Annotated in this window: 12 protein-coding genes and 1 pseudogene; 4 read left to right on the top strand and 9 right to left on the bottom strand. The window is 47.7% G+C overall.

Annotation, left to right across the window (positions count from 1 at the left end; translation table 11 throughout):
- Nucleotides 1-127: 127 nt before the first annotated feature.
- Nucleotides 128-568 carry a DoxX family protein gene (locus VIM72_RS11280; RefSeq protein ID WP_332002938.1) on the top strand — a complete coding sequence of 147 codons (441 nt, stop codon included), beginning with the start codon at nucleotides 128-130 and terminating at the stop codon, nucleotides 566-568.
- On the opposite strand, the gene VIM72_RS11275 is transcribed toward VIM72_RS11280, so the two are convergent.
- Nucleotides 516-1064, bottom strand: a complete 549-nt coding sequence (locus VIM72_RS11275) for an SgcJ/EcaC family oxidoreductase (RefSeq protein WP_332002937.1) — start codon at nucleotides 1062-1064, stop codon at nucleotides 516-518. The two genes, VIM72_RS11280 and VIM72_RS11275, sit on opposite strands and share 53 nt — an antisense overlap.
- Before the next feature lie 384 nt (nucleotides 1065-1448).
- Here VIM72_RS11275 and VIM72_RS11270 point away from each other — a divergent pair, with 384 nt between their 5' ends.
- The gene (locus VIM72_RS11270; RefSeq protein ID WP_332002936.1) at nucleotides 1449-2189 is read left to right on the top strand and encodes a lipocalin-like domain-containing protein; all 741 of its coding nucleotides are present in this window, start codon (nucleotides 1449-1451) and stop codon (nucleotides 2187-2189) included.
- 13 nt (nucleotides 2190-2202) lie between these two features.
- On the opposite strand, the gene VIM72_RS11265 is transcribed toward VIM72_RS11270, so the two are convergent.
- From VIM72_RS11265 to VIM72_RS11245, 5 genes are all read right to left on the bottom strand, one after another.
- Nucleotides 2203-2808, bottom strand: a complete 606-nt coding sequence (locus VIM72_RS11265; protein ID WP_332002935.1) for a tetratricopeptide repeat protein — start codon at nucleotides 2806-2808, stop codon at nucleotides 2203-2205.
- An 88-nt stretch (nucleotides 2809-2896) separates the two neighbouring features.
- The gene (locus tag VIM72_RS11260; protein ID WP_332002934.1) at nucleotides 2897-4666 is read right to left on the bottom strand and encodes a RagB/SusD family nutrient uptake outer membrane protein; all 1770 of its coding nucleotides are present in this window, start codon (nucleotides 4664-4666) and stop codon (nucleotides 2897-2899) included.
- 18 nt (nucleotides 4667-4684) lie between these two features.
- Complete coding sequence (locus VIM72_RS11255; protein ID WP_332002933.1) at nucleotides 4685-8185, bottom strand: TonB-dependent receptor; 3501 nt, start codon at nucleotides 8183-8185, stop codon at nucleotides 4685-4687.
- A gap of 207 nt (nucleotides 8186-8392) precedes the next feature.
- A complete protein-coding gene (locus VIM72_RS11250) occupies nucleotides 8393-9550 on the bottom strand; it encodes a FecR family protein (RefSeq protein WP_332002932.1) in 1158 nt (385 codons plus the stop codon).
- 74 nt (nucleotides 9551-9624) lie between these two features.
- The gene (locus VIM72_RS11245) at nucleotides 9625-10188 is read right to left on the bottom strand and encodes an RNA polymerase sigma-70 factor (protein WP_332002931.1); all 564 of its coding nucleotides are present in this window, start codon (nucleotides 10186-10188) and stop codon (nucleotides 9625-9627) included.
- 235 nt (nucleotides 10189-10423) lie between these two features.
- Here VIM72_RS11245 and VIM72_RS11240 point away from each other — a divergent pair, with 235 nt between their 5' ends.
- A complete protein-coding gene (locus VIM72_RS11240; RefSeq protein WP_332002930.1) occupies nucleotides 10424-11992 on the top strand; it encodes a discoidin domain-containing protein in 1569 nt (522 codons plus the stop codon).
- A 59-nt stretch (nucleotides 11993-12051) separates the two neighbouring features.
- Here VIM72_RS11240 and VIM72_RS11235 read toward each other — a convergent pair whose 3' ends face one another.
- Nucleotides 12052-12816 carry a MerR family transcriptional regulator gene (locus VIM72_RS11235; RefSeq protein WP_332002956.1) on the bottom strand — a complete coding sequence of 255 codons (765 nt, stop codon included), beginning with the start codon at nucleotides 12814-12816 and terminating at the stop codon, nucleotides 12052-12054.
- Nucleotides 12817-13021: 205 nt separating this feature from the next.
- Nucleotides 13022-13645 carry a class I SAM-dependent methyltransferase gene (locus VIM72_RS11230; RefSeq protein WP_332002929.1) on the bottom strand — a complete coding sequence of 208 codons (624 nt, stop codon included), beginning with the start codon at nucleotides 13643-13645 and terminating at the stop codon, nucleotides 13022-13024.
- Between the two features lie 51 nt (nucleotides 13646-13696).
- Between VIM72_RS11230 and VIM72_RS11225 the strand changes: the two genes are divergently transcribed.
- Nucleotides 13697-14098, top strand: a complete 402-nt coding sequence (locus VIM72_RS11225) for a hypothetical protein (RefSeq protein ID WP_332002928.1) — start codon at nucleotides 13697-13699, stop codon at nucleotides 14096-14098.
- A gap of 128 nt (nucleotides 14099-14226) precedes the next feature.
- Here VIM72_RS11225 and VIM72_RS11220 read toward each other — a convergent pair.
- Nucleotides 14227-14412, bottom strand: a pseudogene (locus VIM72_RS11220) (arylsulfatase); the annotation flags it as partial.

Genomic DNA, 14412 nt, shown 5'->3' with positions numbered 1-14412 from the left:
GATTGAAATTAATGATATTCATTAAAAGTCCGGTAAATTTATAGCTGGACTATTACCCGATTGAAAACTGGACTATCCCGTAAAGCAATGCCTGCACTATTTTTATCTATCAAAAAAATATCAGAACATGACGATTAAACAGGATTTATCCCAGCTCTTTTTACGGGTGGGATTAGGCGCCAGTTATTTATGCGCGGGGCTCGACCGGTTTGGCGCGTGGGGCCCTCCGGGCGCGCCGGATGTGGGCTGGGGCGACTGGCAGCATTTTATGCAATATGCCTCTAAACTGATGTTCTTTCTCCCCTACGCTGTAGCGGAAATTTTCGCAGGCATAGCTTCCGGGGCAGAAATAATTTTTGCCATCCTGCTGATCACCGGTTTTTGGACACGATGGGCTGCCATTGGCAGCGGCCTGCTGCTGCTTGGTTTTGCACTGGCTATGACAATAGCGCTAGGCATCACTGCGCCATTGAATTACTCTGTATTCACTGCCAGTGCAGGTAGCTTTTTATTATCTACTTTACCGGCATACCGCTGGAGTATAGACGGGATAAGGAAAGGGAGTTAGTCCTGTTTTCCCGGAATCCAGGGGTGATTTGCGGCTGCTTTTGCAGGGCCGCTTTTTTTGTTGCCCCCATGATCCACCTGGCCAGCCAGTTCATTTTTTTTATGCGGCAATTGTGAAAAGCCGACATCTGCCACTGGCCATCCGGGCTTTTCAGCCACACCGTGGTATTCACCGACTGCCGGCTTTCGGGTATCTTTTTTTGCCAGCGGAAACGGATAGCGCCGGTAGCTATTACCAATGCTACGTTTTCATCCAGGAAACGCACCTGTTGAATCTGGCCATGCAACCTTGCTCCTTTAAACATAAAATTGTTCATCAACTGCTCGTGCAGGGTAACGTATTCTTCCCGTCCTTTCAGGTGCATGCCATTGAATGTTATATAGTCGCAATCTTCTGTAAGATTTGCGGAAGCGGCCCTGAAATCCAGCGTCCGGAACGCATGATAGAGGGCATTGTTGGCCGCTTTGATCGCATTGATTTCAACTGCTTCATTCATACGATAATGGTTTTGGATATGACTACGAAAATAGGCGGTTGCTTTACTGCAGCCTAGTACAAATGGGTTAATGGCAGCATCATGCCGGTAAAAGCAAGTTTTTTACCGGTAAATGCTCTTTTTATTACCCTTACCAGTTACATCCCTTATTTCGCCAAATAATAAATGAAATCCGTAAACTGCTGGTTCGCCCTGTCTGCGCTATAGTAAAAGCATAAATTCATCGTGCTGTTCAACCTTAATTCCATACATACGTATTATACAGTGCTACAGCGCGGAAACGAAGATGGCCGGAATAAATAGTAATGATTATGGTGCGGTAGTGGAGCACCGGGATATCAGGTAGCAGTTATTTCCTTTTTGCATTTCATAAAATGTTCAGTAATGAAAACCAAATTATTCATTGCCTTGCTGTTGATAGCAGCTATAATAGCAACAGCCGGTTGTAGTAAAAGCAATAATAATGATCCCGGCCCAGGGGATAAATACGGTGAACTTTTCAGGAGCAAAACCTGGAGTGGTGAATTTAAATATGCAAACAAGCCGGTAACAGAACCGTTTAATATGACTTTCAAAGAAGACGGTACTTTTATTTGGAGGGAATACTCAGGTACTTACAATGGCAAATACACTATCGACAAAAATACCGGTACTATTACGTTTGGATTTGACGCGACAGCCTCACAGGTGTCGGCAAAGATTGCCTTAGAAGGGAAATTGACAGATTTTACTTTTAGTCAATCAAACTGGAAAATTATCCACAGCGAGATCAATAATGCAGAAATAGAACAGGTAATAGAAGGCACCACCTGGAAAGGAACTATCACCGACAGAAGTGGCAGTAGCTTGCCTGCACATTTCAACTTTCTGAGGAACGGACGAATATATATTCCTGCTGGCGGTGCGGGACTTAATTGGGAGTCAACTTCTTATTATTCAAGAGAGTCCGGGACGTTAAGATTTGAATATGATGGGACTGATGGCTCTGTAAGGATAGCAGGCAGATTATTTTTTGTATTCATGGCAGATGGCAGTCTGAAGGGATATGAATATAAACAGCTGTGGACTGGAGGAAGCCCTACTGTTTTTCATAATGTATTTTCTATTTTGAAACAATCATCTTAGTGCCCAGCTAATCTCATACGTATTCTTCCAACTGCATCAACGCTTTGCTGTGCCCTTTTCTTCCCGCTTTTTCAAAATAATACTTTGCCCAGCGGTGCGATTGTACCACGCCATGGCCGTGTTTATAACACAGGGCTAAATTATAGAGCGCCCTGGCGTCGTTGTTCCTGGCGGCCAGTTTATACCAGTAAACAGCTTTGTGATGATCTTTTTCTATACCATTACCATAAAAATAACTATACCCCAGTTCATTCCGTGCCCAATTGTCGCCTTGTTTGGCGGAAAGCATAAACCATTTCACTGCTCTTTTATCATCTTTGTTAACATATATGCCGCTTTTAAAAAACAGTCCTACATTAAACTGCGCCTCCATATGCCCCTGCATGGCGGCTTTAAGGTACCAGTAAAATGCTTCCTCCCTATCCTTCTTCACCCCGGTTCCAAAATCATAGCAAACGCCCATATAAAATTGCGCTCTTCTGTGACCATTTGAGGCGGCTGAATACCACAGGGGAAAGGCTTTCTTCCAGTTGCTTCTTACAGAGGAACTGTTAAAAGCATATTCATATCCCAGGAGAAATCTTCTTTGCTGTTCTCTTTTACTTAATACTTCCGGCATAATCAAATTTATTACTTTTTATTTTGCCGGGCTATCCCATAAAAAAGCCCCACAGTCATTCCAGACCATGAGGCACTCTTGTAAACCGTCAGTTCACCCAACCTGCATTCTGTTTCAGATTGGCATTCCTTTCTATTTCCGCCTGTGGAACAGGCCAGGTATAAATATAATCCCCTTTCCAGGAATAGGTAACCACATTGCCGCCCCACACCTGTTTCAGGCCGGCGCCGTTGGCGAACACCATGTCCTTCCATGTTTTCCAGCGCAGCTCATCAAAAAAGTTGATGCCTTCATTGGGGAACTCCACACGGCGCTCGTTGCGGATACGCTGGCGCATATCAGTTTGATTGGCAACAAAGGTAGGCTTGCTGGCATCGGACGATTGCAGTGGTGCGGCGCCGGCGCGGTTACGCACCTGGTTCACCATATCCACCACCTCCTGGCTGAAACCCTGTTCGTTCAGCGCTTCGGCCCACATCAGCAATACGTCTGCATAGCGGATCACCGGGAAGTCGGTAGGACCATACGCACGATTAGGCGTTTCCGTTGCGCCTTCATATACAAATTTGCGGTGCAGGTAATAAAAATAGGCTTTGGTGTCTGTAGCTACATCCCAGGTGGGCGTAGTATTGGAACGGAATGGCCAGCGGCTCACGAAAGCCTGGCTGGCGTTGCCATTTACGCCCAGGTATTCGGAGTAGGGCGTAATAACGTTGGCGGCTAAACGCGGATCGCGGTTGGCATAGGCCAGCTTTACCCTTGCTTCATTACCGTCCGGCAGGTAAAGGGTCATATCCAGTCCCCGCGCTTTCGCTGCGTTGATCTCCGCCGTGGTAAGGTGATCCCTGAAGAAAAACACTTCCCGCTTTTCCGGCGCCATGCTGTTATAGCCCGGCATAATATCATCCCAGTTGAATTTGCTGCCATCGGCGTTTTCATACAGGTCTACCAGCACGGGCGATATGAGATAGGTATTCCAGCAGGAACCAAAAGAGCTGCGGTTGCCACAAAAAAACTGTGTGGTGGAACCATAACCGCTCATGCCTACATTCTGGATAGAGAAAATCATTTCATCGCATTGTTCATTGGCTTCTTTAAAAAGCTGCCGGTAACCACCGGTGAACAACGTATAGCCTGCCTCTTTTACTTTACTGAAATCTGCTGCCGCCAATGCCCATTTCTGCTGGTACAGGTAGGTTTTTCCCCGTAATGCGTAAGCGGCGCCTTTGGTAATATGGCCATAAAAAGGGCTGCCTTTTGCATATTTGGCGGGGAGTTGCGGCTCATTGATACAGTCGGTAAGATCGTTGATCACTACCTGCCATACCGCCTCTTCTGTTTCACGTCCTTTGGTGGCCTGGTCAGCGGTAAATGGTTCCAGGTATACGGGCACGCCTTTCCAGAGTTGGTTCAGCCTGAAGTAGGCGTATGCGCGCAGGAATTTACACTCCGCCAGGTAGCGGGCTTTCTTTTCCGCAGTGGAGGGCGACTTTAGCGGGATATTTTTGATAGCGTCGTTAGCACGTTGTACCCCTTCATACAACTGCTTCCAGTTGTTGCTGAACATACCGCTGGAAGGCGTGATGGTACCTGTTTGCAGTGCATCGGCATCGCGCACCATACCGGTAACGCCGTAGCGGTCCAGCTGGTACAGCTCATTACCGGAAGCGCTGCCGGCATCTATGTTCAGGCGCAGCGAATTGTATACCCCGGCCACTCCCTGGTCGGTGAGATTGTCGGAGGTCCACATGGTTTGTGTACCTACCTGCGTATAAGAGGTGGTGTCCAGCAGGTTCTTTTTGCAACCTGCCAGGGTAAGCAGGCTCATTGCATATATAGTGATGGTGTACTTCTTCATAATGACTGTTTTTAAATACTAAAACGTTACGTTTACGCCCATGGCATACTGCTTCATTGTCGGATATCCAACACCGGCGCCCATTTCGGGATCCAGCCCCGGATACTTCGTGATCATCAGCAGGTTTTCGCCGGATACGAAGATCCTGGCTTTGCTGATAGGTAAGCGGTTGCCGGACTTAGGAGAAATGGTGTATCCCACCTGTACATTTTTCAGTTTCACATAAGAAGCGTTGAACAGGTAGAAGCGGCTTGCCTGGCTGTTTTGCGCATCGGTATTGAGCTTCAGGCGCGGATATTTCCCGTTGATATTATTGGCCGGATCAGCGGGATTGGCATCGTTGTAATAGTAATGATCATCTGCTACCATTAAGCCGATGGCATTGCCGGCAGAAGTGACAGAGCTGAGGTAACCGCGGTCGTTATAGTAAAACTGTGAGCCGGCGCTGCCGGTCCAGATCATAGAAAAATCAATTCCTTTCCAGGATGCGTTGGCCGACAGGCCAAAGTTATACTTAGGTGTACCACTGGAGCCTGTAAAGGTTCTGTCGTAATTATTTCCGTAGATGCCATCGCCGTTGGTGTCGGCATAAATAAGATCACCGTACCACAGTTTTCCTTTGCCCGTGGCGCCGGAGGGCAGGAAGCTGTAGCCTGCGGCGATCATGCCGTTCAGCCAGGCCATATCTTCTTCCGTGCGGATCATACCGTCTTTCGGACCGCCGTTCTTATTCACGCTGCCATCTGCATTGAAGTGCGCGCCATTGCCCTTATACAGATCGAAGAGGTAATATTCATTGATCTGGTGCCCTTCCAGGATCCAGTTATTGCCGCTTGAACTGGAAACGCTGCCCAGGTTGGAGCTATAGATTTTATTACCGGCGGCATCGGTGGTGTATCCTTCCTTCAGTTTGCCTTTATAGCCCACCACTTCATTTTTGTTATAGGCGATGTTACCGGTTACGTTGAAGCTCACTTCCCCGATCTTGTTTCCATAACCTACTGTTACTTCAATTCCCCTGTTCAGTACGGAAGCCGTGTTGGCTGTGGGTGCAGATGCTGTACCTACCGTAAGTGCAATAGGCGGTGTGGTAAGGATACCTGTGGTTAACTTACGGTAATAGTCTACTTCAAAGCTGAGGTTACCTCCGAGGGTAGTTCCTTCCAGGCCGATATCAGTAATGGCGGTGGATTCCCACATGAGTGCCGGGTTACCGATTTTGGTAATAGCCAGCGCGCTTGCCACGGCGCCGTTAAAGGAATAGTTTACGCCGTTATATAATGCCTGGTAGTCGTATTCACCGGAAGCGTTGTTACCAAGTTTGCCCCAGGATGCACGGAGCTTCAGCTGCTGAAAACTTTCTTTGAGGGATTCCAGGAAAGCTTCTTCCGTTAAACGCCAGCCGGCGGAAAAAGAGGGGAAGAAACCCCAGCGTGTTTGCGGGGCAAATTTAGAGGAGCCGTCGTAGCGGATATTACCTTCAAACAGGTAGCGGTCGCGGTACGCGTAATTGATCCTGCCGAACCAGCTGCGCATGGAGCGGTCGTATTCGTTGCCGTTAATGATGTTATTGATATCAGAAGCCGAACCAATGCTGGTGATGTTTTTATCGATCAGGCCTTTTTTGCTGGCGCTTATCTGCGAATAATAATAGTAGTTCTGGTTATAACCGGCTAACGCGCTGATGTTGTGACCGCCGGGCAGTTGCGTGGTATAACGCAATACATTATCGATGGTAGAAGTATAATTTTTATCGTAGGCGTAGGAGGTGGTCAGCTGATCCGGTGTAGTTGCCGGTTGTCTGGCTACATTGGTGGTAAAGTCCCATTTATCGAAAGGAACGTCAAAGGAATTCTTCTCCCGGAAGCGCAGCTGGTAGTTATATCTTGTTTCAAATGTTAATCCTTTCAGCAGGTGGAGGGTAGCATATACAGTGGAATTAAACCTTGATTCCGCATCGTTACCACCCACGTTATTCAGGTATAGTAAGATGTTGTTGGCAGTGGCTGATTCTTCAATGGCAGATGGGAAACCGAATTTTCCCTGGTAGCGCGGAGGCACACCGGGCGTGGTTTGGCGCAGATAGTTAAAGGCATTATCTGTATTGCCCATTCCAAACGACTGCATCGATGCAAACGTTTGCGTCCCAACGCTTAAAAAATCATTTACTTTTGAATCCAGGTTCAGTCGTATCTGGTAACGTTCGGTGCCTGTGTTCTCCATTACACCGGGATTATTGAGGTAACCGAGTGAGAAAAGATATTTCACTTTATCGCCCCCGCCGGAAACGGATACGTTATGATTTTGCAGCAGGTTATGCTGGAACACCACATCAGACCAGTCGGTATTGGAATACGCCACATTATTGGGAATACCAAAAGCATTGGTATCATTTGGATGTTTATTGGCTTCCATCCAGGTATTGATGGTAGATTGTGAGAAAAGCTCCGCCTGGCCCAGGTTACGGGCGCTTTCATTATAAAGGTTCATGTAACGCACGTAGTCGTTCACAAAAGCGGGCATATTGGTTGGCTGCGTGGTAGACATCATGCCGCTGTAGGTAACCGTGGTTTTATTCCTGCTGCCTTTTTTCGTGGTGATAAGGATTACGCCGTTGGCAGCCAGGGAGCCGTAAATAGAGGCAGACGCGGCATCTTTGAGCACGGAAATACTTTCAATATCGTTGGGGTTCACCGCGTCCATTACGCCCACAATCCCGTCGATCACCACCAGTGGATCGCTGTTGTTCAATGTGCCTACTCCCCTGATGCGCAGGGTGGCCTTATCGCTGCCCGGCTTCCCGGACGCCTGCTGCACCTGCAGTCCCGGGCTTAAACCGGCCAGGGCGCTGGACACGTTAGTAACGGGGCGGTCGTCCAGGCTTTTACCTCCAATACTTGAAACGGCGCCGGTCATGTTTACACGTTTCTGCGTAGCGTATCCCACTACTACCACATCAGTGAGATTGGAGTTTTTTTGTTTGAGGTTAACATTAACGGATGAACGGCCTCCGAGTTTTATCTCCTGTCTTTCATAACCGATATAATCCACCACCAGTTCCGCATCCTGCAGGTCTACATCATGCAGGATGAATTCCCCTTTTTCGTTGGTGGTGGTACGTTTTGCGGTGCCTTTGATCACTACAGATGCGCCAGGCAGCGGCTCATTCTTTTCGTTCACTACCAGTCCGCGTAAATCTGCTGCAGGCGCTATTGTTACAGGCGCTTTCTTTTCATCTATCACAATCACTTTGTCTACAATGGTATAAACAAAAGGCTGTCCCTGCAAGCAGGCGTCCATTGCCTGTTTTAAGGTGGCGTTGGTAACGGATACATCTACCCGCCCTGCTTTATTCAATAGTTCGTCGCGATACATAAAGCTATACCCTGTTTGTTTGGTAATGCTTTTAAAAAGATCTGTCAGCAACGCATTGCGCTGATGCAGGGTAAGTGTTTGCGAAAAGCCCCGGGCGGCTACATGCAAACTCACTACTAAGAGTAAAACCGCAGTCAGTTTCATAACCTGAAAAATTTTAGACAATAAAACCCTCCTGGCACAAGAGGCCCTTTCATGCAGAGTCATGCTCATACAATTTGTAGTATTAGATGATAGATTTAAGCGATAAGAATAATAGTCAGCAGGTGCTGTCCATTGGCATCATTTGGTTGATTACCAGTTCATTGTTTACACTTTATTTTTCTTCTCATTAACGTTCACAGTGGAATATCAGTTCCCTGATACAATCAGTTCATGGTTGCTCACCCGGCAACGGATGCCGCTTCCATCCAGCATTTTCAGCATATTCTCCAGGCTGGTGCTGCGGGGAAGTTCCGCGCTGAGATGCCCTTTTGGCTCACCGTTTTCGTAACGCAGGGACAGGTCGTACCAGCGGGCAATCTGCCGGAGCGTAACGCTGATCTCTTCTCCTGCAAAATGGAACTTTCCTTCTTTCCAGGCAATGGCGCTGTTCACATCTGCCCCGCCCACTTTGAAATCCATGGCATCATTGGCCAGGGTGGCCTGCTGGCCGGGCTTCAGCAGCTGAGTATTTTTTTCATTGTTCACTTTTACAGCGCCCTGTACTAAGGTGGTACGCACATGTGCTTCATCGGCATAAGCCATTACATTGAACTGCGTACCCAATACCTGTACCTGCATACGGGGCAGCTGTACTATAAAAGGTTGCTGCTGGTTTTTCGCCACTTCAAAATAGGCCTCACCGGAAAGGATCACTTTACGCTCCTTGTCATTGAACGCTACCGGGTATTTCAGGGAGCTGGCGGCGTTTAGCCATACTTTGGTACCATCCGGCAGTACCAGCGAAAACTGGCCGCCACGTGGCGTTTTCAGCGTATTATACGCGATTGCTGCGGATACCGGTGCACTGGTATTGTTGTATACGAGCGATTGTTGCTGCAGCCGGATGCTTGCGCCCTGCTGGCTGATAGCCTGCTGCCTGGCGTTTTCACCGAGTGTAACCGCCGATCCGTCGTCGAGGATCAATACCGCTTTGTTGCCCCCCGGCATTACCGGCGCTGCAGATGGCCGCACAGCGGTAACAGGAGCCGGCGCCGCCGGTTTCCGGTTCAGCATATACATAGCGCCTGCGCCAATCAGCAGCGCGATGGAAGCCGCTGCCACCCAGCGCTTTAAGGGAAATATGCGCTTCACTTCCGGGAACGGCGTTTCCTGCATAGTAAGCCGGGCCAGGGCGCTTCTCATGCGCTGATCAATTTCTTCTTTGGTGCTTGTGGAGTCATTGACGATAACGGTGGTATCATTGAACGCGCCATACCATTCGTTTACCAGCGCTGTTTCTTCCGGGGTAGCTTCTCCCCGGAGATATTTTTCAATAGCGTCTGATAATTCCTGGCTGACCTTCATAACAAGCAGATTACATGGATAAGTCGAACAAGGGTAACACATCCCCTATGCCCGGTGAAAAAATATTTTCTTTTCTATAAAAAGAGGGAGAGGAAAAGGCTTCTGATACTATCCTTCAGGTGATGAAGTGCTTTAGTGATCTGGTTTTCCACGGTTTTAGGAGAGATATTCAATTCCTGGGCAATTTTCTTGACAGGCATCCCTTGTTCCCTGGAATAACGGAAAATAAGCTGGCATTTTTCCGGGAGGTTATTTACTTCCCGCTGGTATAGCTCCTGTATATGCTTGTATTGCAAACTGGCTTCCGGGCTGGCAGCAGCCAGTGGCACAGTGGCGCCATACAGTTGCTGGTACTGCCTTAGCAGCTTCTCCCTTCGGGCGCGGTCCAGTATCTTATATTTTACCGCGGTGGCCAGGTAGGCGCCTGCGTTGGTAATGGCGGCATCTTCGCGGTGATGCCATAAACTGGCAAATACATCCTGTACAATGTCTTCCGCCGCCTGCAGGTCCGATAACCTGTTATAAGCAATGGCCAGCAGCTTTTCCCAGTAGGCATTATAAATCTCTGTAAAGGCGTCTGCATCATGCTCCCGCAGGCGATTCATCCATTGTATGTCATTTTTTGGCTGATCAGACATATTACTTAGGTGCTAATAACTGCGATATTATATATTTTTCCTGATTTCTATAGAATTTATTCCCCGCTGAAAAAGTAGTCAAAGTTGTTTTCGGATTATTATTTTTTTTGCTTTCTGAAACAAATACTTAATTTAGTTTACCTGATTATGTGAAACGCATCACCGCGTAACCCGGAAAACCTTAAACCAAAATCTGTCGATTCGTACTGTTTTTGTTAATCAATAAATCTGAACAATGAAAAGGAAAAACCTTCATTCCCTGTTAGCAGGCATGCTGTTACTGCCTACGCTTTTCATGGCCTGTAAACGATCTCCCGGCGGGGATTTGCAGCCTGTGCCCGACAAAAGTAAATCCAATTTGCAAAGCTTTACGCCAAGTGCGTACGACCTGAATGTGGTTTACTTTGTACCTTCCGATGCCGACACCATCGTTAACTACCGGGAACGGCTAAACGGCATTTTATTACAGGGTCAACGCTTCTACGGTAAATGGATGAACTATTACGGTTATGGGGACCGCTCCTTCGGACTGCGGCTGGATTCCGCCGGTAAAGTGAAGATCACAGTAGTAAAAGGCGCGTTGCCCAAAACCGGTTATCCTTATGAAGGAGGCGGCAATACCGCCATCGGTGAGCTGAATACCTGGTTTGCCGCACACCCCGCTGATAAGCACAGTGAGCACACACTGGTAATTATGCCTGCCAGCACCTACGCTTCCGACGGCGATCCCGGTGGCGTGCCCTTCTATGGTTTGGGCCGCTGGTGCTTTGCGCTCGACTATGCACAAATGGATACCAGTTACCTGGGACAGAATACCACGCTGGGCAACCGGGCTACCAAATGGATAGGCGGCCTTATGCATGAACTGGGGCACGGCCTTAACCTGCCGCATAACAAAGAGAAAGTATCAGAGGCCGCAGATCCCGCCAAAGGTACGGCCCTTATGGGAAGCGGTAATTATACCTATGGTAAAAGCGCCACCTTCCTCACTGCTGCCAGCGCTGCTATTCTCAACAATTCACAGGTGTTCCGCACCAGTACCGCCACTGGTATTTATGGCGGCGGAAATACTACCATCAATATCATTAAAGCCAGTTACACGGGTGGCAACATTGTGCTGAAAGTGAAATTCTCTTCCACGCAAACAGTAAATAACGTAAACGTATATAACGACCCCGAAGGAGGAAATGATTACGACGCCGTACCATGGGTAGCTGCGCCTTCCGGCGACAGTATCCAGCTGAGTATGCCCATCAGTGAATTTCATAAAACAACCGGCAACTATGCCCTGCGCATCCGTTTCCTGTATACCAACGGTTCTTCCACGGAGATCTCTTACCCGTATACTTTTGTAAACAACGAACCTGTACTGGATATCAGCACCAAAGATGAACTGAATAAATCTTCCTGGAGCATTGCCTACGTAAGCAGCCAGGAAGACGATGGCCCCGCCATCAACCTGCTGGACAACGACCAGGCAACGGTATGGCATACACAATGGAAATCTGTACAGCCGGCGCACCCGCATACGGTGATTGTAAACATGAATGCTATACAGTCTATACAGGGACTGGCATTCCTGCAACGCGCCAACCTGAACGGATCTTTAAAAGATATTTCGGTATACACCAGCACCGATAATATCACCTATACATCGAGGGGTAACTTTACGCTGGCGAATGTAAACAGTAAGCAGTATATCTCTTTCGGAGCAACTGTTTCCGCTAAGTATATCAAAATTGTGACTGCTTCCAATTATGCGGGCTCGCATTATGCGGTCCTCTCCGAGTTGGGGGCCTGGTAATCACATCTCTCAAAAAATAAAAAACAGGGTACGGCATTATCACCGTACCCTGTTTATGTTTACTGCAATTTACGCTCCGCATAAATGTGAATGGCCTGCTGCATAAATTTGCCCAAAGCCGGGTTGGCGGCGCCATTTACCTGTGTATACCTTTCATCATTGGCCAGCAGATCGCCCAGGCCCTTATAGGCTGCTGCCTGGTTACCGGCTTTACCCCAGAACTGCAGGATATACCGGTAATGAACTGCTATTTCCTGCTGCACCTGGTCCGACGCCGGGTCCTGGCCCGCAGCCGCCAGTGAAGCCAGTATTTCGCCGTTGGCCTTAAAGCCTTCCTGCAGCTGCCTGTAGCTTTCTTTATCCATTGTAAGCAACTGCTTTTCTGCATGCGCTACCTGGTCCGGCCACTTTTCCTTTGCTTCGCGACGCCAGGCTTCCGCCTGTTCCTTTGGCAGGCCTGCATATAGATCTTCTGCATTCATGTTTACCTTGTTTTTTAAGTGAAAAATGGTTTTCTCCACCGTAGCTACTAAAGCTTCGATTCGGCTTTTCTTTGACAACAGCATCTGCCGGTGCGATTCCAGTGCATGCACCAGGTCGAAACCCGGATCATCGAGTATATTGCCGATCTCTTTCAGCTCTACATCCAGCTCCCTGTAAAAAAGGATCTGCTGCAACCGGAGCAATTCCGCTTCGCTATATAGCCTGTACCCCGCGGAGGTACGCACAGATGGCGTCAGCAAACCGATCTGGTCGTAATAGTGGAGCGTGCGCACACTCACACCCGCCAGTTTTGCCAGTTTATTTACCGCATACTGCTTCATCACTTTAGTAACTGTTTGGTTAAAAACAAAGGTAGGCTATGACGTAACGTTAGAGTCAAGTCTTTCTTCTACTTTTTTTTTGAGATAAAAAAAGCCGGCGCTGCTGAAGTTACGCCCATTCACCGGCTGTTTTTCTGAATGCGATATGGCTGTGCTACTGATTTGTGATCATCAAGATGCGGAAAAATAGTTGGTTATTTATGCATCAGCGCGATTTAAAACTACAGAATAAGAAATGCTGCCGGGTATTGAAAGGGGTAATATGATCTTCTGTGGCGCAATGCAGCTTTTCAAATAACGGGGTCAACTGTTCCGTTAAGGCTTCTTCGGAATATTGTTTTATAATGAGGCCACTGCATTTTTCAGGGCCTTTATCAGAAAAGGTCCCAATGGCCATATAGCCATTTATTGCTTTAGCGGCTGCCTGCAGGTAAGCGGCTATTTGTTCCGAAGTAGTTAGAAAATGAAAAGTGGCTCTATCGTGCCACACCGCATAAGTACGTGCAGGCGTAAACGTAGTAATGTCCTGTACCAGCCAGTTCACCTTTTGGGCCTGCTCTCCCAATCGCGCTTTTGCACGCTCCAACGCCTGTGCTGAGATATCCAGTACGGTAATGTCTGTATAACCGGCGGCTAGCAGGTGATCTACCAGTTTACTTTCTCCTCCTCCAATATCAATCACCGGGGCGTTTTTGGGTACGTGAAAGCTGTTTATTAACGCGAGAGAAGTGGCCGGTACCTCCTGTGTCCAGCTCATTTCTTCCGGCGTCTTATTACTATAGATGTTTTCCCAATGATCCTTTCCTTCCATTACTTTATTTATTCGCATCAAAAATAGCATTTAATTATTTATTCAGATCTTGCGTTTAAAAAGCAACATATGGGACCTTGGGTTTATGTGTGTGAGCAGTGCAACGGCAAATCCTGTTTCCAGGTATCAGATATGCTCCTGCCACAGGTAACCTGCAGCCATTGCGGCCATCCAAAGATTAATTCACCGGAAGCTATAACACGCACACGCGTCCTGCTGGACCGGCATAACTGGTATGCCGGCTTCCTGGAGCTGTTAATGGATATGGAAGATAAGCTGGGCATTGAATTCAGGGATGATGATTTCCCCGGGCCTTTTGTTACCTGGCGGCAATTGCTGGAGGTAACGGGATCGCGTTGCGGTACCTCGGTGAAGGAAGAAAATATTATAGCAGAGATGGCTGCTCTCTCATCCGTTACAACAGACGCTATCAGAGAAGGATTGGATAACCTGATCAACTATCAGGCTTAATAAGAGGCTGTATCATAATTAACTTGATGGGCTTGAGAATCGTGTAAACGAAAAATCTCTCCAACAGGTACCCGAATAAAAACAGGCAAAAGTTATTTATGATACAGCCTCTATTTTTTGCAGTTCTTCTATTTCCCTGTCAACGGGAACACATCGCTTTCTATATGTTCCGATTTAATATAGCTGTTCATTTGCTGCACAATATCCATATGCGCGGCAGCTACATTATGTTGTTCTTTAGGGTCCTTGCTGAGATCATATAATTCCAGCGGGGCATTCTTATCTTTTATCACATTCAGTTTCACGCCCTTCCA

This window comes from Chitinophaga sp. (genome assembly GCF_036569185.1).
Lineage (GTDB): Bacteria > Bacteroidota > Bacteroidia > Chitinophagales > Chitinophagaceae > Chitinophaga.
The sequence above is the reverse complement of the archived record's forward strand: the minus strand, read 5'-3'. Positions and strand labels throughout refer to the sequence as shown.